This is a genomic window from Streptomyces cirratus, assembly GCF_014650775.1.
Taxonomy (GTDB): domain Bacteria; phylum Actinomycetota; class Actinomycetes; order Streptomycetales; family Streptomycetaceae; genus Streptomyces; species Streptomyces cirratus.
Genome location: NZ_BMVP01000005.1, coordinates 23,273 through 47,384 on the forward strand (window position 1 = coordinate 23,273; position 24,112 = coordinate 47,384).

25 protein-coding genes and 2 pseudogenes are annotated in these 24,112 nt (G+C 72.6%); 17 read left to right on the forward strand and 10 right to left on the reverse strand.

Going from position 1 to position 24,112, the window contains the following annotated elements; genetic code table 11:
* Nucleotides 1-13: 13 nt before the first annotated feature.
* From IE207_RS15370 to IE207_RS15380, 3 genes are all read left to right on the forward strand, one after another.
* Complete coding sequence (locus IE207_RS15370; RefSeq protein ID WP_190184769.1) at nucleotides 14-730, forward strand: 4'-phosphopantetheinyl transferase family protein; 717 nt, start codon at nucleotides 14-16, stop codon at nucleotides 728-730.
* Between the two features lie 41 nt (nucleotides 731-771).
* Nucleotides 772-1,299, forward strand: a complete 528-nt coding sequence (locus tag IE207_RS15375; RefSeq protein ID WP_190184770.1) for an SMI1/KNR4 family protein — start codon at nucleotides 772-774, stop codon at nucleotides 1,297-1,299.
* Between the two features lie 97 nt (nucleotides 1,300-1,396).
* A complete protein-coding gene (locus IE207_RS15380) occupies nucleotides 1,397-1,732 on the forward strand; it encodes a hypothetical protein (protein ID WP_190184771.1) in 336 nt (111 codons plus the stop codon).
* A 39-nt stretch (nucleotides 1,733-1,771) separates the two neighbouring features.
* On the opposite strand, the gene IE207_RS15385 is transcribed toward IE207_RS15380, so the two are convergent.
* From IE207_RS15385 to IE207_RS15395, 3 genes are all read right to left on the reverse strand, one after another.
* A complete protein-coding gene (locus IE207_RS15385; RefSeq protein WP_190184772.1) occupies nucleotides 1,772-2,737 on the reverse strand; it encodes an NADP-dependent oxidoreductase in 966 nt (321 codons plus the stop codon).
* A gap of 195 nt (nucleotides 2,738-2,932) precedes the next feature.
* Nucleotides 2,933-3,148 (reverse strand): hypothetical protein, encoded by a 216-nt coding sequence (locus IE207_RS15390; protein WP_190184773.1) that lies wholly within the window; start codon nucleotides 3,146-3,148, stop codon nucleotides 2,933-2,935.
* Between the two features lie 122 nt (nucleotides 3,149-3,270).
* On the reverse strand, nucleotides 3,271-5,253 hold the full coding sequence (locus IE207_RS15395) for an APC family permease (RefSeq protein WP_190184774.1): 1,983 nt from the start codon (nucleotides 5,251-5,253) through the stop codon (nucleotides 3,271-3,273).
* 262 nt (nucleotides 5,254-5,515) lie between these two features.
* Here IE207_RS15395 and IE207_RS15400 point away from each other — a divergent pair, with 262 nt between their 5' ends.
* The 3 genes from IE207_RS15400 to IE207_RS15410 all read left to right on the forward strand — a co-directional run bounded on the left by IE207_RS15400 (nucleotide 5,516) and on the right by IE207_RS15410 (nucleotide 8,537).
* A complete protein-coding gene (locus IE207_RS15400; protein WP_190184775.1) occupies nucleotides 5,516-6,256 on the forward strand; it encodes an alpha/beta fold hydrolase in 741 nt (246 codons plus the stop codon).
* Between the two features lie 148 nt (nucleotides 6,257-6,404).
* Entirely contained in the window at nucleotides 6,405-7,706 is a 1,302-nt protein-coding gene (locus tag IE207_RS15405; RefSeq protein WP_190184776.1) for an MFS transporter, read from the forward strand.
* A 12-nt stretch (nucleotides 7,707-7,718) separates the two neighbouring features.
* The gene (locus IE207_RS15410; RefSeq protein ID WP_229873757.1) at nucleotides 7,719-8,537 is read left to right on the forward strand and encodes a protein kinase family protein; all 819 of its coding nucleotides are present in this window, start codon (nucleotides 7,719-7,721) and stop codon (nucleotides 8,535-8,537) included.
* 12 nt (nucleotides 8,538-8,549) lie between these two features.
* On the opposite strand, the gene IE207_RS15415 is transcribed toward IE207_RS15410, so the two are convergent.
* The gene (locus IE207_RS15415) at nucleotides 8,550-9,374 is read right to left on the reverse strand and encodes a class I SAM-dependent methyltransferase (RefSeq protein WP_190184777.1); all 825 of its coding nucleotides are present in this window, start codon (nucleotides 9,372-9,374) and stop codon (nucleotides 8,550-8,552) included.
* A gap of 589 nt (nucleotides 9,375-9,963) precedes the next feature.
* Between IE207_RS15415 and IE207_RS15420 the strand changes: the two are divergent.
* Nucleotides 9,964-10,193, forward strand: a pseudogene (locus tag IE207_RS15420) (potassium-transporting ATPase subunit C); the annotation flags it as partial.
* Nucleotides 10,194-10,348: 155 nt separating this feature from the next.
* Here the strand turns inward: IE207_RS15420 and IE207_RS15425 are convergent.
* The gene (locus IE207_RS15425) at nucleotides 10,349-10,768 is read right to left on the reverse strand and encodes a TOBE domain-containing protein (RefSeq protein ID WP_190184778.1); all 420 of its coding nucleotides are present in this window, start codon (nucleotides 10,766-10,768) and stop codon (nucleotides 10,349-10,351) included.
* 354 nt (nucleotides 10,769-11,122) lie between these two features.
* Between IE207_RS15425 and IE207_RS15430 the strand changes: the two genes are divergently transcribed.
* Both IE207_RS15430 and IE207_RS33980 read left to right on the forward strand, forming a co-directional pair.
* Nucleotides 11,123-11,920, forward strand: a complete 798-nt coding sequence (locus IE207_RS15430; protein WP_190184779.1) for a VOC family protein — start codon at nucleotides 11,123-11,125, stop codon at nucleotides 11,918-11,920.
* Between the two features lie 256 nt (nucleotides 11,921-12,176).
* Nucleotides 12,177-12,368 (forward strand): annotated as a pseudogene (locus IE207_RS33980) (DJ-1/PfpI family protein); the annotation flags it as partial.
* Between the two features lie 332 nt (nucleotides 12,369-12,700).
* On the opposite strand, the gene rpsR reads toward IE207_RS33980, so the two are convergent.
* The 4 genes from rpsR to rpmG all read right to left on the reverse strand — a co-directional run bounded on the left by rpsR (nucleotide 12,701) and on the right by rpmG (nucleotide 14,622).
* Entirely contained in the window at nucleotides 12,701-12,937 is a 237-nt protein-coding gene (rpsR, locus tag IE207_RS15440; RefSeq protein WP_190184780.1) for a 30S ribosomal protein S18, read from the reverse strand.
* 74 nt (nucleotides 12,938-13,011) lie between these two features.
* A complete protein-coding gene (locus IE207_RS15445) occupies nucleotides 13,012-14,163 on the reverse strand; it encodes a CobW family GTP-binding protein (RefSeq protein WP_190184781.1) in 1,152 nt (383 codons plus the stop codon).
* Nucleotides 14,163-14,408 carry a type B 50S ribosomal protein L31 gene (locus IE207_RS15450; RefSeq protein ID WP_190184782.1) on the reverse strand — a complete coding sequence of 82 codons (246 nt, stop codon included), beginning with the start codon at nucleotides 14,406-14,408 and terminating at the stop codon, nucleotides 14,163-14,165. The genes IE207_RS15445 and IE207_RS15450 overlap by 1 nt, the downstream gene beginning before the upstream one ends.
* A 49-nt stretch (nucleotides 14,409-14,457) precedes the next feature.
* Nucleotides 14,458-14,622: a 50S ribosomal protein L33 gene (gene rpmG, locus IE207_RS15455; protein ID WP_190184783.1), complete on the reverse strand. Its 165-nt coding sequence runs from the start codon at nucleotides 14,620-14,622 to the stop codon at nucleotides 14,458-14,460.
* A gap of 73 nt (nucleotides 14,623-14,695) precedes the next feature.
* Here rpmG and rpmB point away from each other — a divergent pair, with 73 nt between their 5' ends.
* Both rpmB and rpsN read left to right on the forward strand, forming a co-directional pair.
* The gene (gene rpmB / locus IE207_RS15460; protein ID WP_190184784.1) at nucleotides 14,696-14,932 is read left to right on the forward strand and encodes a 50S ribosomal protein L28; all 237 of its coding nucleotides are present in this window, start codon (nucleotides 14,696-14,698) and stop codon (nucleotides 14,930-14,932) included.
* Nucleotides 14,932-15,237: a 30S ribosomal protein S14 gene (rpsN, locus tag IE207_RS15465; RefSeq protein ID WP_190184785.1), complete on the forward strand. Its 306-nt coding sequence runs from the start codon at nucleotides 14,932-14,934 to the stop codon at nucleotides 15,235-15,237. Before rpmB ends, rpsN begins: the two co-directional genes overlap by 1 nt.
* Before the next feature lie 70 nt (nucleotides 15,238-15,307).
* Here rpsN and IE207_RS15470 read toward each other — a convergent pair whose 3' ends face one another.
* On the reverse strand, nucleotides 15,308-17,335 hold the full coding sequence (locus tag IE207_RS15470; RefSeq protein WP_268250188.1) for a putative Ig domain-containing protein: 2,028 nt from the start codon (nucleotides 17,333-17,335) through the stop codon (nucleotides 15,308-15,310).
* 260 nt (nucleotides 17,336-17,595) lie between these two features.
* Here IE207_RS15470 and IE207_RS15475 point away from each other — a divergent pair, with 260 nt between their 5' ends.
* The 6 genes from IE207_RS15475 (at nucleotide 17,596) to IE207_RS15500 (ending at nucleotide 23,989) form a co-directional block, all read left to right on the forward strand.
* Entirely contained in the window at nucleotides 17,596-18,414 is an 819-nt protein-coding gene (locus IE207_RS15475) for a TrmB family transcriptional regulator (RefSeq protein ID WP_190184786.1), read from the forward strand.
* A gap of 92 nt (nucleotides 18,415-18,506) precedes the next feature.
* On the forward strand, nucleotides 18,507-19,067 hold the full coding sequence (locus IE207_RS15480; RefSeq protein WP_190184787.1) for a GNAT family N-acetyltransferase: 561 nt from the start codon (nucleotides 18,507-18,509) through the stop codon (nucleotides 19,065-19,067).
* A gap of 115 nt (nucleotides 19,068-19,182) precedes the next feature.
* Nucleotides 19,183-20,670: a Y4yA family PLP-dependent enzyme gene (locus tag IE207_RS15485; RefSeq protein ID WP_190184788.1), complete on the forward strand. Its 1,488-nt coding sequence runs from the start codon at nucleotides 19,183-19,185 to the stop codon at nucleotides 20,668-20,670.
* Entirely contained in the window at nucleotides 20,667-21,986 is a 1,320-nt protein-coding gene (locus tag IE207_RS15490) for a pyridoxal-phosphate dependent enzyme (RefSeq protein WP_190184789.1), read from the forward strand. Before IE207_RS15485 ends, IE207_RS15490 begins: the two co-directional genes overlap by 4 nt.
* Nucleotide 21,987: 1 nt before the next feature.
* Nucleotides 21,988-23,178, forward strand: a complete 1,191-nt coding sequence (locus IE207_RS15495) for an aminotransferase class V-fold PLP-dependent enzyme (RefSeq protein WP_190184790.1) — start codon at nucleotides 21,988-21,990, stop codon at nucleotides 23,176-23,178.
* A 55-nt stretch (nucleotides 23,179-23,233) separates the two neighbouring features.
* The gene (locus tag IE207_RS15500) at nucleotides 23,234-23,989 is read left to right on the forward strand and encodes a class I SAM-dependent methyltransferase (RefSeq protein ID WP_190184791.1); all 756 of its coding nucleotides are present in this window, start codon (nucleotides 23,234-23,236) and stop codon (nucleotides 23,987-23,989) included.
* The last annotated feature ends 123 nt before the right edge of the window (nucleotides 23,990-24,112 follow it).

Genomic DNA, 24,112 nt, shown 5'->3' on the forward strand with positions numbered 1-24,112 from the left:
GGAGGTTGTTGCCATGGAACCGGGCACTGCTCGACTTCTCGTACCGACCCCGCTGTCGGGTCCCGGGCCGGGACCGGCCGAGACCGTGCTGGTGGCGGCGAGTCCGCAGCTGTGGCTCGTGGACACCACCGCCTACCGGGTGCACGCGGCCCGGCACGCGCCCGGCACCCTCGACGCCCAGGAGCTGGCCCGCGCGGCCGAGTTCGTCCGGGCGGCGGACCGCGACAGCTACGTCTGCGCCCACGTGGCGCTGCGCCGGCTGCTCGGCGCGTACCTGGGCATGCCGGCGCGGGAGGTGGTCGTGGAACGGGCGCCCTGCACGCACTGCGACGAGCCGCACGGACGGCCCGTGCTGCCGGGCGGGGCCCTGCACTTCTCCCTCTCGCACTGCACGGGGATCAGCCTGCTGGCCTTCGCGACGGCCCCCGTCGGGGTGGACGTGGAGGAGCTGGTCCTGCCGCAGTCGATCGCGGAGACGGCCGACGTCCTGCACCCGAGGGAGGCGGCCGAGCTGGCCGCCCTCCCGCCGGGCGACCGCTCGCTGGCCTTCACCAGGGTGTGGACCCGCAAGGAGGCGTACCTCAAGGGGCTCGGGGTGGGTCTGTCGGAGAACCCGGCGGCGGACTACGTGGGCACGGGCCCCGTGCCGGCCGGCCTGCCGGGCTGGTCCCTGACGGACGCCCTGGTCCCGGAGGGCCACTGCGCGGCGGTGGCCCTGCGGGATCCGTGAAGGCCGCCGGCCCTGTCGGTGCCGGTGGTTACCCTGCACGGATGACCACGACGACCGACGACGACCGCGGTTTCCCGCCCGCCCTCGCCGAGGTGGCGGCGACGGAGTTCGACCACGACGAGGGCAACGGGATCGACTTCGAGCCCTACGCCGCCTTCGACTCCGCCGAGGAGACCACCGACTGGCTGCGGAGCTGGACGGGCAACCCCGACCTGGACGGCGGCGCGTACCGCGTCTTCGGCCAGGACGGCACGGGCGGGCTCGCCGCCCTGTGGTGCGTGCGGCCCGGACGTCCCCTCGTCGAGCAGCCCGTGGTGTTCATGGGGTCGGAGGGGGCGTGCGGTGTCGTGGCCGGAGGCGTGTCCGACTTCCTGTGGGTGCTGGCGGACGGCATCGGGCCGATGGAGGCGGTGGAGTACGACGACCTCTCGGGCCGTGCGGACCCCGTCCTCGCCTCGCTCGCCGAGCGGTACGCGACCACGCCGCGCCGGCCGGCCCGCGAGATCGTGCTCGGCGCGCGGGCCGACTTCCCCGCGTACGTGCAGGACATCGAGGCCCTCTGCCGCTGAGCGGTCCGCCGGTCCCGGGGCGGAGCCGCGGTCCCGGAGCTGTGCCGCGGTCCCGGGGCGGGCGTGTCCGGCGGGCCGGTGAATCGTTTGCGCAGGCATGACGACGACGCACTCCACGCCCACCACCTCGGCGCGGCACCGGGCTGCGGACGACGGCGTCCGCAGCCTTTTCGTGCCCCGCCAGCCGTCGCACGCCGCCGGTTCCGCCCCGCTGTTCGATGAACTCGCCCTGGAGTGGGCGGCGCGCGGTGCCACCGTGCCCAACCGGCCTGATCCGACGTGGCTGCGGCTGGTGTCCTGGGAGCACTTCCAGCGGGAGACCGCGGCCACGGTCCGCGACCTGCACCTGCGTGGCCACCGCCCCGAGCCGGCGCCCGAGCCGGCGCCCGAGCCCGCCGCCGCAGACGGCCGCCCCCGCTGGCTGCGCGCGTGAGGGCGGTCCGTTCCGGCGGCGAGGCGTGCGGACGCCGATTCACTCCTCGGTGGTGACGGTGAGCTTCCCCCGTACGTGACCGGCGGTGGAGTCGGCGTAGACCTCCCCCATCGCGGAGAACGGGTACGTGGTGGTCTCGGGGACCCGGAGCCGGCCCGAAGTTACGAGCCGGGCGAGTTCCTCCATGTCCGAGACGGTGGCGTCGTAGTTGAAGTTGACGGCGCGCACGCCCCGGGCCGCCACGGCGTCCGGGTCGGCGGCGAAGAGCGTGCTGGCCAGCCGGCCGCCGTCACGCAGCAGCGGGGCGATCCGCCCGGCCACCAGGTCCCGGCCGTCCACCAGGTCGAGTGCGGCGTCGACTCCGCCGGGATGACCCGCGCGGACGGCCTCGGCCACGTCGGCGGTGCGGTAGTCGATCACCTCGGCGGCGCCGAGGCCGCGGACGTAGTCGTGGTCCTGGCCGGCGGCGACCGCGATCACCCGGGCCCCGCGGGACGCGGCCAGCTGCACCACGTAGGAGCCGACACCACCGGCCGCCCCGACCACGAGCAGGGATTCGCCCTCCCGGGGGTCCAGCCAGCGGGTGAGGGCGAGCGCGGTACCGCCGGTCATGGGGAGCGCCGCCGCCGGGACCGGGCCCAAGTCCTCGGGGCGCTCGGCGAGGGCGGCGGTCTCGATGGAGGCGGTCATGTAAGGGGCGTAGGAGCCGTACGGGTGCTCCGCGATGGTCGCGGGGCGGCGCATGCCGAAGACCTCCGCGCCGACCTCGAACGGGGCGCCGTCACCGGCCGCGGCCACCTGGCCGGCCACGTCGAACCCGAGGACCAGCGGGAAGGCGAAAGTGGCGCCCGGGCGGGCGAGCTCACCCGCAGCGACCTTCCAGTCGATGGGGTTGACCGAAGCGGCCCGCACCTTGATCAGCACCTCGCCGGGCCCCGGCTCCGGCACGGGCAGTTCCCGCAGGGCGGGTGGCTCACCGAAGGCTTCGACGGCGAATGCGTACATGACGGGTTCCTCCCGGGGTCAGGACGCCACGGCGGACGGTCCCGGCCGCCCGTCGCCGGGATCCATTCCACCCGGGCCCCGGGGGCACCCGCCTGCCGCCGGCCGGGTCACCCGACCGGCCCCCTCCCGGTGTCCGGGCATCGATGGGGGAAGCCGTGCCGCCCCGGGCGGGGGCGGCACGGCCCCTGGCGGCCGTCAGGCGAGGGCGGCGGCGTCGAGCTTGCCCGCCTTCGCGTCCTCGATCAGGGAGCCGAACTGGTCGGCGCTCATCTCCACGCGCTGACCGAAGTCATCGGTGATGACGATGCGCCGCTCGGCGGGCGCGGACTCGTCGACGAACAACTGCGGGCAGCCACAGTCACACTTGCCGCAGAACGTCGCCACGGGTTCCAGCGAGTTGATATCGGTCACGATCCCTTCCTCTCACATCCCGTCCGCGGATCGGCCTCCCGCCCCCGGACGTAAGGGACATGCCCCTGCGGCGGCGTCCGCAAGCGCTCCGGCCGGGCACCGGCCACGCCCCGGCCGCTTCCTCAGTCGCCGACGTGGATGCCCGGGCGCCGGTCCGGGCACGGCTCGTGCTTGCGGATGATCTCGCGGGTGACGGGCGCGGTGTCGCCCCGGCCGAGCAGGAAGTAGCGGAACATGTGCCGCAGCGGGCTGCCTTCCGCCCAGGCGAAGTAGCAGTGCGGCCTGACCCCCGTGGTGTCGCGCAGGGCGAGGAGGATCGCGGCGATGGCGTTCGGCGCGGCCGGCGCTTCGGCGCGCAGGACCCGGTAGCCGTCGACCTCGACACCGCGGACGGTGAGGGTCTCGCTGAAGTCGGAGGGGTCCACGACGTCGATCTCCAGGAAGATGACGTCGGCCGGTCCGGGGACGGGGTTGGTGCCGCGCTGTTCGAGTTCCTTGCCGGCGTACTCGGCCCGGTCCCCCGCCTCACGGCGGTTGGCGATGATGTTGATGGCGTTGTCGTAGGCGAGGGTGTCGGTGACGAACCGGCGCGCCGCGTCGTCGAAGACGATCCGGTCGGCCCTCAGTTCGGTGGTGCGCGAGACGCGGGAGATCAGGGACACGACGATGATGCCGGCGATGAACATCCCCGAGATGGTGATGCCGTCGGGCTTGTCGACGATGTTGGCGACGAGCGCGTAGAGCAGGACCGCGGTCAGCACGGCGAAACCGGCGGTCGTGGCGCGTTGGCGGCGGCGCAGGGCCGAGACGGTGACGGCGAAGGCGCCGGAGACCATCATGGCGAGGATCCCGGTGGCGTAGGCGCCGGCCTGCGCGTTGACGTCGGCGTCGAAGGCGATGGTGATGCCGACGCACAGGGCGGTGTAGACGAGTACGACGGGCCGCACCGCGCGCCCCCATTCGGGGGCCATCCCGTAGTCGGGCAGGTAGCGGGGCACGATGTTGATCAGGCCCGCCATCGCGGACGCGCCCGCGAACCAGAGGATCAGGATGGTGCTGATGTCGTAGACGGTGCCGAAGGCCTCCCCGACGTGTTCGTGCGCGAGCCAGGCCAGTGCACGGCCGTTCGCCGCGCCGCCGGCTTCGAACTCCTTGTGCGGGATGAGGACCGTGGTGACGAAACTCGCGGCCAGCAGGTAGACGCTCATCACGAGCGCCGCGGTGGTCAGGAGCTTGCGGGTGTTGCGGATCCGGGACTGCAGGTGCTCCTCGGGGTCGGCGCCCTCGGCCGCGACGAGCGGCATCATGCTCACCCCGGTCTCGAATCCGGACAGGCCGAGGACGAGCAGGGGGAACGCGAGCAGTGCCGGGCCCGCCAGGTCGCCGAGACCGCCTCCGCCCTCGGCGAGGGCGTCCGTCCAGGCCGACCAGGCGCCGGGGGTGGTGAACACGTCGACCGCTCCGACGCCGATGGTCACCGCGTTCAGCAGCAGGAAGACGGCGACCAGGGGGATGGCCACGCTGACCGCTTCGCTGAACCCGAGCAGGAACACGCCGCCGAGGAGCAGCAGCATCGCGACGGTGATGGCCACCTCGTGGCCGTGCAGGGCCTGCGGGAAGAACGGGTTCTCGACGACGTGAACGGAGGCGTCCGCCGCCGACAGGGTGATGGTGATGACCCACGAGGTCGCGACGAAGCCCAGCAGGACCAGCACGAACAACTTGCCCCGCCAGAAGGGCAGCAGGTCTTCCAGCATGGCCACCGAGCCGGCACCGTGCGGGCTTTCGCGCGTCACCCGCCGGTACATCGGCAGCATGCCGAAGAGGGTCAGCGCGACGATCACCAGCGTGGCCAGCGGTGAGACGGCGCCTGCGGCGAGCGCGGCGATCGCCGGCACGTAGGCCAGGCTGGAGAAGTAGTCGACGCCGGTCAGGCACATCACCTTCCACCAGGCGTGCGGCTCGTTGTGCCCCTCTCCGGCCGCCGGCCCGACCGGCTGTACCCGGTGCCGAAGCAGCCACTGCGCCAGGCCTCCGCTCGGCTGCGGCCGCAGAGCGGGGCTGTCCACCGCTTCCGGTACGGCCAGTTGTTCCGTGTCCTTCATTTCCCCATCACCCTTCCGGCCCGGAGCGCCGGGCATGACCGCCGTCGCGGCCACACACCCGCGACGACGATCACCGAGTATGCGGCCTGCCGCCCGGGACGCTCCGGCCGGGGGGCGTCACTTCGCCGGGTCGGAGCCGGCTGCACGGACGGAGCAGAACGCGGGCGCTCACGGGCAATCTGCCCCCTCCGCCCGTCCCTACGGTTGGGTCCCGCCCGGTTGCTCCCGGCGCCGACCGATCCCCTCCACGAGGAGTTGTGCCATGCCCCACCGCCCCCATGACCCGGCCGCCGCGCCCACCGTCGTCCTGGTGCACGGCGCCTTCGCCGACGCGTCCTCCTTCTCCCGCGTCATCCCCGAGCTGCTGGCCCGCGGCCTGGAGGTGCTCGCCCCGGCGGTTCCCAACCGCAGCCTGCTCGGTGACTGCGCGTACATCGCCTCGGTCGTCCGCCGGATAGCGGGCCCCGTCGTCCTGGTGGGACACTCCTACGGGGGCGCCGTCATCACCGTCGCAGGCGCCGAGGACAACGTCGCCGGGCTGGTCTACCTGGCCGGCTACGCCCTGGAGGAGGGCGAGAGCCTGGGCGAACTCCAGGGCCGCTTCCCCGATTCCGACCTCGCGGGCGCACTGGTCTACGCGCCGTTCCCCGTCGCGGGCTCGGCCACCCCGGGTACCGACGTGTCGGTCCGGGCCGACGCGTTCCCCGCCGTCTTCGCCGCCGACGTCGACCCCGGCCTGGCTTCCGTGCTCGCCGTGTCCCAGCGTCCGCTGGCGGCGCAGGCGTTCGCGGAGGCCGCCCCGGTCGCGGCGTGGCGGACCAAGCCGTCGTGGGGGCTGGTGTCGTCGGCGGACCACACCATCAACCCGGAGGTCCAGCGCTACGGTTACCGGCGGGCCGGCATGACCACCGTCGAGGTCGACTCCTCGCACCTCGTGATGCTCGCCCACCCCGGCCGCGTCGCCGACCTCATCCACGAGGCGGTCCGGGCCGTCACCCGCTGACCCCCATCTCCCCCGCCGGGCCGCCCCCGGCACCGCATACGCGTGCGCGTGCGCGTCGAACTCGCCACCACCTCCGCGTCCCGGCACGCGAAGCCGGTCGCGGCGGGCGCGGGTTGACCCGGCCGGCGGAGTCTGCCTATAACCCGCCATGCCTTCGAGTTCAGCGCAGCAAACCACCGATGATCCCGCGAACACGACCCCTCAGCCCCTCAGGAAACTGAGGGGCTTCCGTTTCTTCTTCCTTTCCAGGACGATCTCCGCACTGGGCTCGGCCGTCACCTCGGTGGTGCTTCCGGTCCTGACGTACCAGCAGACGCGGTCCCCGCTCCTGGTGTCCCTGGTCGCCGCATCGGGCACCCTGCCGTACCTGCTGTTCGGGCTGGTGGCGGGAGCGGTGGCCGACCGGGTCGACCGCCGCCGCCTCATGGTGGCGTCCGACATCCTGAACGCCGTGTGCCTGGCCACCATCCCGATGGCCGCCGCCCTCGGGGTGCTGGGCGGCGTCCAGGTGATCGCAGTGGCGCTGCTTTCGTCCAGTCTGGTGCTGTTCTTCGACGCCGGGGTGTACGGGTTCGTTCCCGAGACGGTGGGCAAGGAGAACCTCGCGCAGGCCAACGGGCTGGTCCACGGCGCGGAGTCCGTCGTCCGGATCACCGGCACCGCGGTCGCCGGCGGTCTGCTGGTCCTGTTGGACCCGGCGGATTCCGTCGTGGTCGACGCCGTCTCCTACATCGCCTCCGCCCTCCTCGTCCGGGCCGTCGCCCGCAAGCCCCGCAGTGGCGCTCCGGCCGGGAGCCGCCCCGGCTTCAAGGAGTCCGTCGGCGAGGGACTGCGGTTCCTGCGGCGGCACCCGGTGCTGCGGATCATGACCGTGGCCGGCACGTTGCAGTCCTTCGCCGGCGGAGCGATCGTCGGCCAGATGGTCGTCTACGCGGACCGCGGACTGGGGATCCACGGCGCGGACACGCGGATCGGCTTCCTCTACGCGGCGTGGAGCGCCGGCGGGATCGGCGGGTCCCTGCTCCTGCCCGGGATCCGGCGCCGGCTCGACGCCTCCCGCATCCTCCTCCTGGCGCTGGGGGCGGGTGTGCTGCTCGGTCCGGTCGTGGTCTTCGCCCACGACTGGCGGGTGGCCGTGGTGGCGCTCGCGGTGTGGGGGTCGGCCTACCTCGTGGTACTCGTCAACACGATGACCTACGCGCAGGAGGTCACCCCGGCGGAGCTCCAGGGCCGGGTGAACACCACGCGCCGGATGCTCTCCTCAGGCCTGGGGGTTCCGCTGGGGGCGCTGGTGGCCGGCGCGGTGACCGTGCGCTTCGGGATCCGTGCCGGGATGTCGACGGCGGTCGTCTCGGTCGCCGTGGCCGCGGCGCTGGTCTGGTCGGCCAACGTCCGGCGGCCCGTCGGGGACCCCACGCGGCGCGCGCTGCGCCGGCACCGCACGGGGTGACACCATCGGGGAGTGATCACCCACCCGTTCCAGGACGTCCGCCACGCCCCGTCCGTCGCTCCCCTGCTCGACGGGCTGGGGACGGTTTTCCGGACGTTCGACGACCAGGACTCGGGCTGCACCTCGTACGGGCTCGCGGCCGGTGGTGGCCGCTGGTTCGTGAAGACCGCTTCGGCGCCGCAGGCCGTCTCGTCGCTGCGCCGGGCGATGGCGGTTCACCGGGCCGTGTCCCATGCGGCGGTCGTGCCGCTGGTGCACTCCTTCACGACGGATACGGGGCCGGCGCTGGTCTACCCGTGGATGAGCGGTGAGGTGCTCTACCACCCGACGCGGTCCCGCCAGGGCGGCCGGACGGCGCCCGGGAGTCCGATGGCCCGGTTCAGGAAGCTGCCGCTGTCGCGGGTGCACGCGGCGCTGGCGTCCCTCCTCAGTGCCCACCTTGCCGTCGAGCGGGCCGGGTTCGTTGCGGTCGACCTCTATGACGGCTGTCTGCTCTACGACTTCGACGCGCACCGCATGGTGCTGTGCGATCTGGACGAGTACCGGCCGGGACCGTTCACCGTCGAGGGCGACCGGCTGCCCGGGTCACGGCGGTACATGGCGCCCGAGGAGTTCGTGCGCGGCGCGGTGATCGACGTACGGACCACGGTGTTCAACCTCGGTCGGGCGCTTCGTCTGCTTCTCGACGCAGGGGACGCCGAGGCGCAGTGGCGCGGCACCCCGGGCCGGCTGGCGGTCATCGAGCGGGCCACCGTGCCGGAGCCGGAGGGCAGGTGGCCCTCGGTCCGTGCCCTCGTCGCCGCCTGGCAGGCCGCGGATGCCGCACCGTGAGCCGCTCGGGCCTCAGCCCCCGGCACGGCCCCAGGCCGTGATCATGCCGGGTGACAGCGCGGCGCAGTCGGGAGAGTCGAGGTAGCGGATCGCCGCGTCGATGTCGGCGTCGTCCACCAGCCCCGTCGCCGTCATCGCCTCCCTCGCCCGGTCCCACGTAACCGCCCAGAAACGGCTGATGGCGGAGCCGGGCACGAGCGGCGGTACGTGGATCTCGGCGGCCACGGCCTCCAGACCGAGGCCGCGCAACAGCTGCGGGTAGCGCGGCGTCCAGGAGACGTCGGTGCCGATCGTGTCGTGCAGGCCCTGCCACATGGCCTGCACGGCCCGGGTGTACGGGCTCGGCGGCGCGGTCTCGGAGTCCGGATCGAACGCGTCGCTGAGCACCAGTGCTCCGCCGGGCAGGAGCAGCCGCGCGAGGCGCGCCATCAGCTGCTGCCGGGCGGGCAGGTGCATCAGTACGAAGCGGGCGTGGACCAGGTGGAAGCGTCCGGGGTCGAAGCCGGGGTCGGCGAGGTCCGCCTCCAGGACGTCGAGGCCGGGCTGCGGGTGGGCGGCGAGGAAGCGGGTGTCGCGGTCCACGGCCAGCACCCTCGTGACGCCGAGCTCCCCCAGCAGTCGTCGGGCCACGCTGCCGGTGCCCGCGCCCACGTCGAGGCAGCTCCAGCCGGGCCCCGCGCCGAGCTCCCGCAGCCGGGCGATCGTGGTGTCGTCGTAGGTGAGCGCCCCGAGGTCGATGCGCTCGTCCTCCCCGGGCCGTCCGGGCTGGAACACGGCCTCGCCGTACTGGCCGGAGGCCGAGGAGCGCTCGGGCCGCCCACCGTCACTCGGATGCATTCGCCCACCGCCTCCCGTATCCGGCGGGCGGCACGGCCCCCGTAGGCCCGTCACTCGAAGTATCGACCAGATGTCGGGGTACCGCAGCGGGGGCGGTCGGCGGCACCCGGCCTCTCCTGTGCCGTCGGCTCCCCGCTGGTACGCCGCCCCGCGGTGCAGCCGCACCGGTATGGACCGGCGGCGTGGGCGACATGAACGGCCCGGGCGCCGTCAGCGACGTGTATGGAGTCGGCCGGTGCCCGTCAAGGCGGCGTCGGGGAGCCGGACGCAAGGCGCTCACACGGGGACGGCTTCGCTTACGAGCCCGGGGGCGGTGATCCGGATGTTCCGCACTCCGCTGGGTGTGTCCGGACGGCCGCCGGTTTCACCTGCGCGGCACGGCCGGCCGCGACCCTCGGCGCGGGCCAGGCCTGCATCCGGCTCTCCGAGGCGTTGCTGCGGGAGCCGTGCGAGCCGCTCGGCGCGGAGCCGGTCACCGTCGACCCGACGCCGTCGGCTCCCGTGGCCGCCGCCGCGACGCACCGGCCGGACCGGCTCACGGCGGTCGCCTTCAGCGACGGGGCCAACGGCTCCGAGACCAAAGACCAGAGCGGCCGGGTCCTCCGGCTCCGGCCTCGACCCGGACGTCTCCCCCGCCTACGCCGAGCCCCAGGTCCGTCGGGTCGCCGAGCGGAACAAGCTGGAGGTCGAGCAGGTCGAGCGACGGGTGGAGAGGCACACCAAGGGCCGCACCTCGGCTTCATGGGCGAACCCCGCGTCAGCGTCCTCCAGTTGCGCACCGACCTCAAGGCCCTCGCCGGGAGTCGGTGGTTGCGGTGACCGGCACGGCACGGCGCGAGGCGGCGGCGAGCAGGCTGGTCGGCCGGCCCAGGTCGTGGCGGGCACCGGCCCACTCGTCACGCAATTCCGAACGACGTGACCGGCGGCGGGCCCCGCACGGGGGGTGGGGGCCCGGGGGCGCGGATGGTGCGGGATCAGGCGGCCGCGAGGGAGATCTCGGTCGACTTGATCAGGGCGACGACGGAGGAGCCGGCGGCCAGGCCCAGCGCGTCGACGGCGTCCTTGGTGATCGCGGCGGTCAGCTCGCCGCCCTCTACGGAGACCTTGACCGATCCCATGGCGCCACCGGTGACGACATCGGTGACGGTGCCGGGGATCTGGTTGCGGATCGAGACGCCGGTGACGGGGCCGGTCGCGAGGGACACCTCGGTGGACTTCACGAGCACCTTGACGGCTGAGCCCTCGGCGAAACCAAGCTCCTTGACGGCGTCCGCGGTGATGGCGGCCGTGATGTCCTGGCCACCGGCCAGGCGTACCTTCACTGCCGCCATGGCTTCGCCGGCCGAAACGGAGGTGACGGTACCGGGGATCTGATTGCGGATGCTCAGGCTCATGCGGGAACGCCTCACAAAGCTCGGGGACGGCAGCGCCGTGCGTGGCCCTGCCCACTGCCGACGCTACTGGAACGACTCGGCCCCGCCCGCTGCATGGCTAAGGTGTCGATCACAGGAACGAACACCGTGTGCACGCTCAGGGGGTCGCACGTGGTGGGGCCGGCCGAACCGCTGCCGATCCGCGTACCGATCGGGGACGGGTCCGGTCGTCGGGTCAGCCGGACGACGCTGCGCCGGGTGCTGCTCGTACCCGCGCGGCAGCGACCGGAGGAGGCATCCAGGTCATACCGACGGGCGACGTCCGGTGTCCGGTGCCAGGCTGAGGTCGTACAGGTCCCGCGAAAGGCACTCACCATGATCACCAAGGATTTCGCCCCCGGCTCCCCCTGCTGGCTCGACCTCGGAACCCCCGATCTGCGGGCCACCGCGGCCTTCTACGGCGCCGTCCTCGGATGGGAGTACGAGTCCATGGGCGAGGGGGAGGACATGGAGGGCGGGATGTTCCGGAAGGACGGGAAGATCGTCGCCGGACTCGGCAAGCTCACCGAGGAGGGCGCCCGCCCGGCCTGGATGATCTACTTCAACGTCACCGACGCGGACGCCACGACCCGGGCGGTGGAGCGCGCGGGCGGCACGGTCCGGGTGGCGACGAGGGACCTCGGCGAGTGGGGCCGGATGGCGCAGTACAGCGACCCGCTCGGGGGACAGTTCGCCGTCTGGCAGCCGGGGAAGGACACGGGCGTCGAGCTGGTGGACGAGCCCGGCTCACTGTCGTGGACCGAGCTGTACACGACCGACGCCGCTGCCGCCAAGGAGTTCTACGGCGGCGTCTTCGGCTGGCAGTTCAACGACACGGAACTGCCCGGCGGCGCAGGCACGTACACCCTCATCACCCCCGCCGGGCTTCCCGAGGAGCGCATGCACGGCGGCCTCATGGAGCTGCCGGCGGAGCACCTGACGCTGACGAACGGACGGCCGTACTGGCACCCCGTCTTCGCCGTCACCGATTGCGATGCGGCGGTCGCCAAGGTCACGGAGAACGGTGGCAGCGTGCAGATGGGACCGGCGGACGCGGAAGGCGTCGGGCGCCTCGCCGTCTGCCTGGACCCGTCGAACGCCGACTTCGTCCTCCTCACCCCGCCTCGCGGCTGACCCCGGCCCGCTGCGGCTGCGGCTGCGGCACCGGGGGCCATGTCCGGATCCTGCCGATGCCCGTCATTGCGAACGCTCGCGCGCGGAGCGGACATCGAGGCCACGCACTCCTCTTCGTCCGGCCCGCACGTGGTCGTGTTCGCGCTGTTCCCCGGTATCCACGCACTCGATGTGACCGGTCCCGCAGAGGTCTTCGCCACGACGAACCACGTGCTCGGGGGCCGACGGCCCCGAGCCGCATGTCGATCGAGCCGTGGTGGCGTGGCTGCGCGAGGCCGGACCGGCGGCGGGCCGGGTCGCTTCGGTGTGCGTGGGCGCCCACGTGACCGCTGCCGCCGGTCTGCTCGACGGCCATCGCACGACGACCCACCGGGCGACGGCCGAACGGCTCGCCGCCGGACATCCGGGGGTCGCAGTCGACCCCGATCCCGTCTTCGTCCGCTCGGGGCGGATGTGGACGAGCGCCGGCACCACCTCGTCCATGGACCTCGCGCCGGCGCTGGTCGCCGAGGACCACGGCCACCAAGTCGCCCTTGAAGTCTCCCGTTTCATGGTCATGTACCTCCAGCGGCCCGGCAGTCAGAGCCGGTTCAGCGTGCCGCTGTCGCAGGAGGCCGGTACCGGTACCCGTTCGGATCCGCGCGAGCTGCGGCAGTGGATCGCCGAGCACCTCGACGCCGATCCGTCGGTGTCCGCGCCGGGCGCCCGCCGGCTGCTGGAGCGCACCTCCCGCCTGACCCTGGCCGTGCGGCGGGCGCGGGGCCAGGTGCGGGCGGGCTCCTACCGGCCGGCGTACGGGAGCAGCGCCATCTCGCGGGCGTTCTTGACGGCGGCGGCGAGCTTGCGCTGCTGCTGTGCGGTGACGCGGGTGACGCGGCGGCTGCGGATCTTGCCGCGGTCGGAGATGAACTTCCGCAGGAGGTCGGTGTCCTTGTAGTCGATGTACGTGATCTTCGCAGCGTCGAGCGGGTTCGGGCGGGACTTCACGGGCTTGCGGGCTTCCTGGCGGCGTGCCACGGGGGTTCTCCTTGCTCGGTGGGTGGGTCGCCGCTCCGCGCGGCGACCCGGGGATTGCTGACCAGGGGGACGTCTCAGACGGCGTCGAGGAGGGAGTCGAAGGCAGCGGGGAGGTGCTTCCAGCCGTCCGGCCCGGCCGCGTACTCCGCGTCCGTCAGCAAGCAGGACTCCAGGAGCCGTTCCAGTCCGTCCCGGTCCAGGCCCGGCGAGGTGAAGACGAGGTGCTGGCAGCAGTCGCCGTGCTCGGGGTGCCAGTCCAGGGCCGCGGCGGCCCGGCGCATCGGCGGGACCATCTCCCAGGCGGCGTCCGGCAGGGACGCCAGCCAGGGGCCGGCGTTCTCCACGCACAGCGCCCCGCCCGCGGCGTCCCACGCGAGCAGCGTGTCGGGCCGGTCGGCCAGCCAGAACCTGCCGCGGCTCCGGGCCGCCGCGCAGCACAGGTCCTCCAGCGCCTGGTAGAGGCGCTCGGGGTGGAAGGAACGACTGCGGTGCCAGACGAGCGTGGTGACGCCGGCGTCGTCGGCGTCCTGGGGCAGCAGTGCGCACGCGGGGTGCTGCGCCGCCGCGGCGGCCTCCACGTCGAAGCCGGCGAACGCCGCTTCGACGAGTTCACCCGAACCGGCTGCCACCCGGCGGGCGGTGGGGTGCAACTGGGCGAGGAGCGCGCGGTCCTCGTCGTCGGCTTCGTCGTTGTCGACGAGGGCGAGGACGGGCGCGTACTCCAGCTGACGGGCCCAGGTGTCCCCCACGGTCCGCCGGTCGGTCGGCGCGGCCGCCAGGCCCGCCTCGGCGAGGTCGTCGCCGTTGGCGAGGCAGGGCAGCACGAGCGCCGGGTCCACGGCGGTGATCACATTGGTGAGCACCATGTCCTCTCCGCCGTGCTCGGCGACGACCTCGGCCATGGCCTTCGGTTCGACCGAGTCCCACAGTTCGACCACGGCGAGCCGGGTCAGGCCGGCGCCGGCCAGCCGCTCCAGCTCGGGTACGAGGTCCGCGCGCAGCGCACAGCACGCGCAGTCGTTGACCAGCGGCGCCCCGCCCTCGGACAGGATCCCGGTGGCGTCGCGGACCAGGCGGCGTACGGTCCCGTCGGCCGCGCCGGTCAGGTCGTGGTGGAGGGCGATGCTGCCGGGGACGGCCCGCAGGAGGCGTTCGACCACCTCCTTGCGGGCGGCGGCGTGGATCCCGGCGACGATGACGACGGGCAGTCGGGCGTCGCGCTCCATCAGCGGCCCCCGTAGCGGCGCTCGAAGCGTTCGACGCGGCCGGCGGTGTCCATGACGCGGGCGGTGCCGGTGTAGAAGGGATGACTCGCGGAGGAGATCTCCACGTCGACGACGGGGTAGGTCTGCCCGTCCTCCCACTCGACGGTCTTGGCGCTGGTGATGGTGGAGCGGGTGAGGAACGCGGTGCCGCTGGCGCTGTCGCGGAAGACGACGGGGCCGTAGGCGGGGTGGATGCCGGGCTTCATGACGGTGTCCTTCGGGTGTCGGGGATGCCGGGGGTGTCGGAGGTCCCGGTCAGCGCTCTTCGCGGAAGTCGACGTGCCGGCGGACGACGGGGTCGTACTTGCTGAGCACCAGCCGGTCGGGGTCGTTGCGCCGGTTCTTGCGGGTGACGTAGGTGAAGCCGGTGCCCGCGGTGGAGCGCAGCTTGATGATCGGGCGGATTTCGTTGCGTGCCATGAGGCTAGTATATGGCAATGGTTTCCATTACCAATACGCGTGATGGCCGCAGCGAGAGGCAGGTAACACACCCATGTCCGCCCACTGCCAACTGACCGGCGCGAAGCCCGGCTTCGGCAACAACATCTCCCGCTCCCACCGGCGCACCTCGCGCCGCTTCGACCCGAACATCCAGCACAAGCGCTACTGGCTGCCGAGCGAGGGCCGCACCGTACGCCTCACCCTGAGCGCCAAGGCGATCAAGACGGTGGACACGATCGGCATCGAGGCGGCCGTGGCCCGTATCCGCGCCCGCGGAGGGAAGGTCTGATGGCGAAGAAGAGCAAGATCGCGCAGAACGAGAAGCGCAAGGAGACCGTCGGGCGGTACGCGGCCCGGCGGGCCGAACTGAAAGAGATCATCCGCCGGCCCTCCTCCACCCCCGAGGAGCGCCGGACCGCGCTGGCGGAACTGCACCGGCAGCCGCGCAACGCGAGCGCCACGCGCGTACGCAACCGCGACGGCGTCGACGGCCGTCCCCGCGGCTACCTGCGCAAGTTCGGCCTCTCCCGGGTGCGCGCCAGGCAGCAGGCGCATGCCGGCTTCCTTCCCGGAGTGACGAAGTCCTCCTGGTGATCGCGCGGGTTGGCGGGTCACCCTGGACGTCCGGGTGACCCGCCGGTCCTGCCTGTGCCCTTGCGGGGGGTCAGCTGACGCTGAGCGCCGTGTCGTCGATCACGAACGAGGTCTGCAGGCTGGAGTCCTCGGTACCGCTGAACTTGACCGTGACCGCCTGTCCCGCGAAGGAGGACAGGTCGAAGGTCTTCTGCGTGTAGCCGGAGTTCTCGTCGAGGTTGGAGTAGCCGGCCAGGGTGGTGGAGTTGGCCGTCACCGTCAGCTTGTCGTAGGCCGTCGTCGTGGTCGTCTCCGCGGTGTCGATGTGCAGGTGGAAGCTGAGGGTGGCGTGGCAGCCGGCCGGGACGGTCACCGACTGCGAGAGCGTGTCGGTGTGGCTGGAGCCGTAGCCGTTGAGCCAGGCCTTCCATGACCCGGAGCGCGGGGCCTCACCGCTGCTGTTGTCGACCACGCCGGTACTGGCGGTCCAGGGGGCGGTGCCGGTCTCGAAGCCCTGGTTGCCGAGGAGCTGGCCCGGGGTGCAGCCGCCACCGGTCGGGGTGACGGTCCAGGTGAAGGAGGCGCTGCCGCTGGCGTTCGTGGTGTCCTTGGCGGTGACCGTCACGTTGTAGCTGCCCGTGGTGGTCGGCGTGCCGCTGATCAGGCCGGTGGAGGCGTTGACCGACAGGCCGGGCGGGAGCCCGGTGGCGCTGTACGTGAGGGTCTGCCCGCTCGCCGAGTCGGTGGCCTGGATCTGCAGCGAGACGACCGTGTTGACGGTGGTGGAGCGGCTGCCGGGGCTGGTGACGGTAACGGTGTTCCCGCCGGTGGAGCCGCCGGTGAAGGCCGCGGTGCCGTTGGGCGTGCCGAGCCCGGTCGGGCCGTCGTAACCGGCCTTGGCGGTGCAGAGGTAACTGCCGGAGCAGGAGCCGTTGGCGCCACTGGTCACGTCGTTGAGCGACGCGGTGCGGGCGTAGGGGTAGGAGGACGGGTAGGAGCCGGCGGCCGGGGTGCCGGCCAGGGCGTAGACGGAGGCGATGATCGGCGCCGAGGCGCTGGTGCCGCCGTAGACGTTCCAGCCGCTGGCCTGGTAGCTGTCGTAGACCGCGAGGCCGGTGGCCGGGTCGGCGACGGCGGAGACGTCGGCGACGGTGCGCTTGGCGCAGCCGCTGTCGGTCTGCCAGGACGGCTTGGTGGTGAAGCCGGAGCAGCCGGAACCGGCGCCGTTGCCGCCGGCGCTGGTGCCCCAGACGCTCTCGGTCCAGCCGCGGGAGGTGCCGCTCGCGCGGCTGAGCGAGGTGCCGCCGACAGCGGTGACGTACTGGGAGGCCGCCGGGTATTCGACGCCGTAGCCGCTGTCACCGGAGCTGACGGTGATGGCGACGCCGGGGTGGTTGAAGTACGAGGCGTCGGAGGCGGGGTCGGTGGAGTCCTCGCCGCCGCCGTAGCTGTTGGAAACGTACCCGGCACCCATGGCCACGGCGCGGTTCACCGCGGCGCCGAGGTCCTCCATGCTGGGCTGGTTCGCCTCGACGAGCAGGATGTGGCACTGCGGGCAGACCGCGCTGACCATGTCCACGTCGAGGGATATCTCACCGGCCCAGCCGGCGTCGGCGGTCGGGTAGCTGGTGCCGCCGTTCTGGTCGACCTTGCGGAAGCAGCCGTTGGCCGTGGTGCAGGCCGGCAGTCCGTACTGGGAGCGGTAGGCCGCCAGGTCGGATTCGGCCTTCGGGTCGTCGTAGGCGTCGATGATGGCGACCGTCGCGCCGGCGCCGGCGGAAGCCGACAGGGCGTACGCGCTCTGCAGGTCGGTGGGGCCGTAGCCGGAGGGCAGGATGCCGGGGGCCAGGCCGAGGTGCTGCTGTACGTCGGTGCGGGCCAGCGCGTGGCAGGCCATGTGGCCGGCCTTGGCGGGCTCCGAGCAGAGCCGCTGGGTGTGCACGGCGGCGGGGGCGGTGCCGGCTGCTGCCTCGGGTCCGGCCGAGGCGACCGACGGGGCGGCGAAGGCGAGCATTCCGCCGGATATCAAGGCGACCGCCGACAGTAAGGCAGTCGTGCCGCGCCGGCTCGGCCGGGCGGCACGGTGGGACAGGGCGTTGCGCAATGAACTGCCCTCCATGGGGGGTTGTTTTGCCGCGCCGGGGGATCCCGTCAAGGAATGTCAGGTACATGACACACGCCTTGACGCTTCTGCGTCAGGGCATGTCGGACGGAGGGTCGACGCGGGTGGCGAGTGGCACGAGTTCATCAGTGCGGACTGCCACCACGAGCAGTGGTGGTGGCCACCGATGAAGGTATTTCAAGCCGGGCCAAGGGACTACCCGCCGAAAGCAAAGGCTTGCTTTCGGTCGGTGATGTCCGCGTATACGGTGTCGTGCCATGGAGTTGGACGACGGCGCGGTCAACGACCTGGTGTCCCTGGGGCTTTCGCGGTACGAGGCGCGGGTGTACCTGGCCCTGGTCCGGCGGGAGTCGTACACCGCCGCCGAAGCGGCCCGCGCCGCGGACGTCCCCCGCCAGCGCGTGTACGACGTGCTGGACGCCCTCGTGCGACGACGCCTCGCCGTCCTGCGCCCCGGGCGGGTGGCGGCCTTCTCCGCGGTGGCCCCCGAACTGGCGCTGGCCCGCCTGATGGCCCTGCAACGGGAGTCCCTGGAACGGTTGGACGGGGTGTCGGCCGCGCTCGCCACGGCGCTGCTTCCGGTCTGGACGGACGGGCGGACGCACACGGATCCGCTCGACTACATCGAGGTACTGCGCGATCCCCGGGCGATAGCCGAGCGGTTCGACAGCATCCAGGAGCAGGCCTCCCGGGAGCTCCTCAGTTTCTGCAAGCCGCCGTTCGTCGCTCCCCCGGCCAACAACGAGGGCATCAAGGCGGTCCGCCGACTGCGCCGGGCAGGGGGTTCGGCCCGCGCCGTGTACACCCACGACGCCCTCGGTGATCCCGGAGTACTGGAGAACGTACGCCGGTTCGCCGAGGCGGGCGAGGAGTCCCGCTTCGCTCCGGACCTTCCGCTCAAACTGATCGTCGCGGATGCGTCGCTGGTGCTGTGCGACATGCCCGACCCGGTGGCCGGGACGCGCGCGACCACCGCCCTCTACATCGAACACCCGGCACTGGCAGGGTGCTTGAGGCTGGCCTTCCTGGCGGTGTGGGACCAGGCGCGGACCGCACCCGGACCGGGCGGCGGCTGACCACCGCGGGGAGCAGCCGCCAGGCTTTGTGGAAATGGATTCCATTACGAAAAAGGCCTCCCCGTCGACCGGCTTCTGGCACGCTGAGTCCCATGAGTTCCATGAGGACCGAGGACACGCCAGGTTTCGCGCAGGCCAGTCGGCCGTGGGAGGTGACCGCAGAGCTCAGGGGTCAACTCGTCGACTGTTGGGTACGGGTGATCAACTCGGGCGGCGCCGTCATCCACGGCGAACTGCCCATGCCGCCCGTGAGCACGGCACAGGCCGATCCGGTCATGGGCCGGCTCATCGACGGGCTCGACCCGCACCGCGCCCGGTTGCTGGTCGCCACCGTCCGAGGAAGCCTCGCGGGATGGCTGATTCTGCGCCGTGACCCGCATCCGCTCGTCGCGCACTGCGGCGTCGTCAACCACGTCATGACCCACCCCGGCTTCCGCGGCCGCGGCATCGGCACGGCGCTGATGCACCACGTCCGCGAGCTCGCCCGGCAGGAGATGGGAGTGGAACAGATGCACATCGCCGTCCGGGCCGGCCTGGGGCTGGAGGAGTTCTACGGCCGTCTGGGCTGGCGCGAGATCGGGCGCTGGCCCGGCGGCCTGCGGGTCGCGCCGGGGGACGACCGCGACGAGATCCTCATGCACCTGACGCTCTGACGGACCGCCGGGTTTCGGCCATCTCCCGCCACCAGGCGTCCAAACCATGCCAGCAGGGCAGGAACAGGGCCGCGAGGGATATCGACGTACGATCGGCGCGCGGGAGGAAGCTGGGATGGACACCGCCCCCCTGTACCTGGAACCCCGGCTGGCGCCCCGGCTCGCCGCGCTGCTCGGCGCGGCCCCTTTCCTGCACGCCCTCGTGGACGCCCTCGGCTCGCCCCTCAACGTCCTCGTGCCCGAACAGATCGCGGAGAACGCCGCGGGCTTCCGCTCCGTCTACCGCCGCCACCACCTCGGCGGGCAGGTCTACTTCGCCCACAAGGCCAACCGGTCCCGCTCGCTCGTCCGGCGCCTCACCACGGCGGACGCGGCCGTGGACGTGGCCTCGCTCGGCGAACTGCAGCGCGCACTCGGCGCCGGATTCACCGCGGACCGCATCATGGCGACCGGCCCCAAGGACCCGGCGTTCCTCTGGCTCGCCGCCCGGTCGGGGATCACGGTGAACGCCGACGGCCCGGGCGAGCTGGAGGCCCTGGCGGCCCTCGTACGCCGCTACGCGCTGCCGCGCCCGCGCGTGCTGCTCCGCCTGCGCGAGTTCGAGACCTCGGGTCCCAGGACGCTTTCCCGGCGGAGCCGCTTCGGTACGTCCGTGAAGGCCCTCGGCCCGCTGCTGGACCTGCTCGAACGCCACCGGGACTCCCTCGACCCGGTCGGCGTCGGGTACCACCTGGACACCACGAGCCCGGACGAGAAGGCCATCGCCCTCGAAGGCTGCCTGCGTGCCATGGACGACCTGCGGTCACGGGGGTTCCAGCCGCGCGCCCTGGACGTCGGCGGCGGCTTCGGGGTCGGCTACCTCGCCCACGCCGCCCAGTGGGACCGCTACACCAGCGAGCTCACCGCAGCCGTGATGGGCCGCCGCCCGCCCCTGACCTGGGGCGGTCACGGGTACGGGCTGCACGCCGAGGGCGGTACGCTGCGCGGCGCCCTGAGCCTGTACCCCGCCCACCGCCCGGTCGCCGGCGCCGCCTACCTGGACGCGCTCCTTTCGCAGCCCGCCCGCACCCTGGGCCGGCCGCTGGGCACCCTCCTGCTGGAGAGCCTCTACGACCTGTACACGGAGCCGGGCCGCGCCCTGGCCGACCAGTGCGGACTGACCCTGGCCCGGGTGCTGGAGGTTCGGCACCAGGACGCGGGCCCCGCCCTCGTCCGCCTCGGCATGAACGCGAACGACGTCACCCTGGAGGACCACGGCATCCTCGTGGACCCCGTGCTCCTGCCCCGCAACGGCGGGAGCACCGGCCCGCCGGAACCGGCCGCCGTCCACCTCATGGGGAACCTCTGCCTGGAGGCCGACCTGATCACCCGCAGAACCGTGTTCCTGCCCCGGCGGCCGCAGCCGGGCGATGTGCTCGCCTTCGCCAACACGGCCGGGTACTGCATGGACTTCGGTGCGACCCGCGCCCAGCAGCAGCCGGTGGCACGCGCGGTGGCCGTACACCGGGAGGGAGGCGAGGGCACCTGGCGCTGGTGTCTGGACGAGGAGTACTGGCCGGTCCAGGAGTACGGGCCGATCAACGATCCGGGGGGACAGTCATGAGGTACGACAGCATCACCGAGGCCATCGGCAACACCCCGCTGGTCCGCATCGACCCGGCCGTCCACGGCCTGAGCCGCATCGATCTGTACGCGAAGCTCGAAATGCTCAACCCCTTCGGCTCCGTGAAGGACCGGGCCGCCTGGAACATGGCCCGGGCCGGCCTGCCCGGCGCGCGGGAGCGCCGCGAGACGATCGTGGAGCTGTCCAGCGGCAATACGGCCAAGGCGCTGGCCGTCATCGCGGGCATGCACGGCCTGCCGTTCAAGAGCGTCACCAACCGGATGCGCATACCGGAGGTCAAGGACCTGCTCCTGCTGCTGGGTGCCGAGATCGAGGAGCTGCCGGGCCGCAGCGAATGCCTGGACCCGATGGACACCGAGGATCCGCTCACGCTCTTCCACCAGCGGCTCAACCAGTCCGGCAGTGCCCACCTGCACACCGACCAGTACTTCAACGACCTGAACACCGAGGCACACGAGAGGGGTACGGGTCCGGAGATCGTGGCGGACCTCGACGGCCGGGCCCCGGACTGGTTCCTCGCCTGCGTCGGCACGGCCGGTTCCTCCACGGGCGTCGCCCGGGCACTGCGCGCACACGATCCGGCCGTCAGAGTGATCGGGCTGGTGGGCGAGAAGTCGGACTTCATCCCCGGGATCCGCAACATCGACGAGGTCCACGAGGTCGGCCTCTTCGACCCGGCGACGTACGACGAGATCGAGCCGGTCAGCGCCGACGACGCCATCGACGGCATGCTCACCCTGGTCCGGCGCTGCGGCATCCTGGCCGGACCCACGGGCGGCGCCGCGTACCGCGGAGCCGTCCGCCACCTGACGGCGCTCGACGCCGGGCTGACCGAGCGGAAGACGGCCGTGTTCATCGTCTGCGACCGGGTGGAGAGCTATCTCGGCTACGTCAAACAGCGCCGCCCGGAGCTGCTGGGGCGCCCGCGGGTACGGAACTCCGTGACCGCGCTGAGCGACACCGAGGTACGGGCGGCCCGGGTCATCGAGGTGGCCGACGCGCAGAAGTGGCTGGCTTCGGAGCGGCCGCTGTTGATCGATCTGCGCAGCTCCTTCGCCTACGCGGCGCTGCACATCGACGGATCGGTGAACATCGTGGACGAGCTCTTCGACGAACTCCTGCGGGGAGGGCTGCCGTTCGGCAAGCGGCAGCCCGTGCTGCTGGCGTGCCCGGTCGGCGAGCAGTCGGCGCGCTACGCCGCCCTGCTGACCCGGATGGGACACCCGGACGTACGCAGCCTCGCGGGCGGGATCATCGCCTGGCGGGACGCGGGCGCGCCGCTGGTACGCGACTGACATGGCGGACGCTCTGGAGGAGCTGCGTTCCTGGCAGCGCCGGCTGCGCGCACAGTTCCCGATCATCGTGGCCGACCCGGCGCTGGCCTACCTGGACAGCGCGGCGACCGCGCAGAAACCGCAGGCGGTACTGGACGCCGTACAGCACTACCTCACCACCTCCAACGCCAACGCGGGCCGTGGCTCGTACCCCTGGGCCAACGCCACCACGGCGCTGGTGGAACGGGCCCGCGACCGGGTCAAGACGTTCCTGCGCGACCCCGAGCCGGACCGCTCGTCGGTGCACTTCACCAGCGGGTCTTCCGAGGGGCTGCGGACCGTCGCCCGGGACTGGCTGGCGGGCCTGCTCACCGACGGGGACGAGATCGTCGTCCCGTTCGCCGACCACGAGGCGAATCTCGCGCCGTGGCTGGAGGTGCGGGAGCTGCTGGCCCGGCAGGGCGTGAAGGTCCTGGTCCGGGAGCTGCCGTACCAGGAGGGCTCCGGCGACTACGACCCGGCGGCGCTCGCCGCCTCGGTCGGCCCGCGTACCCGTTTCGTGGCGGCCACCCACGTACACCACGTCTACGGGGCGGACATGAACGTGCACCGCATCCGCGAGGCGGTCGGGCCGGACGTGCCGATCTGCCTCGATGCCGCGCAGAGCATCGGCCACCTGCCGTTCTCGGCCGATCGGCTCGACGTGGACTTCGTGGTGTTCTCCGGGCACAAGGCGCTGGCGCTGCCGGGTACGGGCGCGGTCTGGGCCCGTGGCCGGCGGGGGCCGCAGTTCCGGCCGGGCGGCTGGGCCGGTACGCCGAACACCGTCGGCATCGCGAGCCTGGCAGCGGCCCTGGACTGGCTCGACGCGGCCGGCACGGAGCGGATCGAGGCGTGGACGGTGGCGCTGGCCGCCCGGCTGACGGACGGCCTGAGTCGCATGGGCGCGTACGAAGTGCTCGGCTGCCGCTCCAGCCTCGCGGCCGGCTCGCAGGTCCAGCGCCGCCGGAGCATCGTGGCGTTCCGGCACCGCGAGATCGAGTCCCGCGATCTCGGTTTCGTCCTCTACAGCCACGGCTTCATGGTCCGCTCCGACGGACACTGCCAGGCCGGCGCCGGGGCGGGGGACGGATCGGTGCGGGTGAGCCTGCACGTGCACAACACGTGCGAGGAGATCGAGAAGTTGCTCACCACCCTGACCACTCTGCAATGATTTTCATGTGGGGTTCAGGGCCGTGAGAACGGCAGGAGCACGAGCGGATACGAACATGAACGTGCGTACGGTGGCGGCCACGCGGTGGGTGGAACGCTGGGAGCGGCAGCAGCAGCGCTACGCGGTCGACCGCGAGGAACGGTTCACGGTCATCTCCGACGTGGTCGAGCGCGTGACGGCGGGGCACGCGGCTCCGCTGCTCCTCGACCTGGGGTGCGGACCGGGATCGCTGGCCGCCCGCCTGGCGGAACGCATGCCGGAGGCCGAGGTCGTGGGCGTCGACGCCGATCCGCTGCTGCTGGAGCTCGGGCGGGCGCACCACGGGACGGCCCTGCGCTTCGCCGAGGCCTCGATCGGCGAGCCGGGCTGGCTCGACGCGCTCGCGCTGGACCGCCCGGTGGACGCCGCCGTGTCGACGACGGCCCTGCACTACCTCGGCGAGGACGCGCTGCGGCGGACGTACGAGGGGCTGGCGGGGCGAATCCGCCCGGGCGGGGTCCTCGTCAACGGCGACCATTTGGAACCGGACTCCCCCAAGGTCCACGAACTCGCCGTCGACATCGGGCGGCGACGCGCCGAGCGCCAGCAGGCGCTCACGCACGAGGACTGGGAGTCGTGGTGGTCGGGCGTCCGGGCGGACCCCGAGCTGACCCCCCTCCTCGCCGCCCGCGACCGCCGCACCCACCCGCGCTGCGAGGGCAACGACCTGACCCTCACCGACCACCTCGCACTGCTGCGCGAGGCCGGGTTCGAGCACGTCGGAACGGTCTGGCAGTTCGGCAAGAGCCATGTGGTGGTCGCGGTCCGCTGAACCGGCGCGCCACCCCCGACCGTGGGCGATCACCCCTCGAACCCGCGCCGCGGCCGGGCGGGAAGCGCGGAATTCTGAGGGGTGTTTGATCCGGGTATGCTCCGGACAGCGCCGTCCGCACTC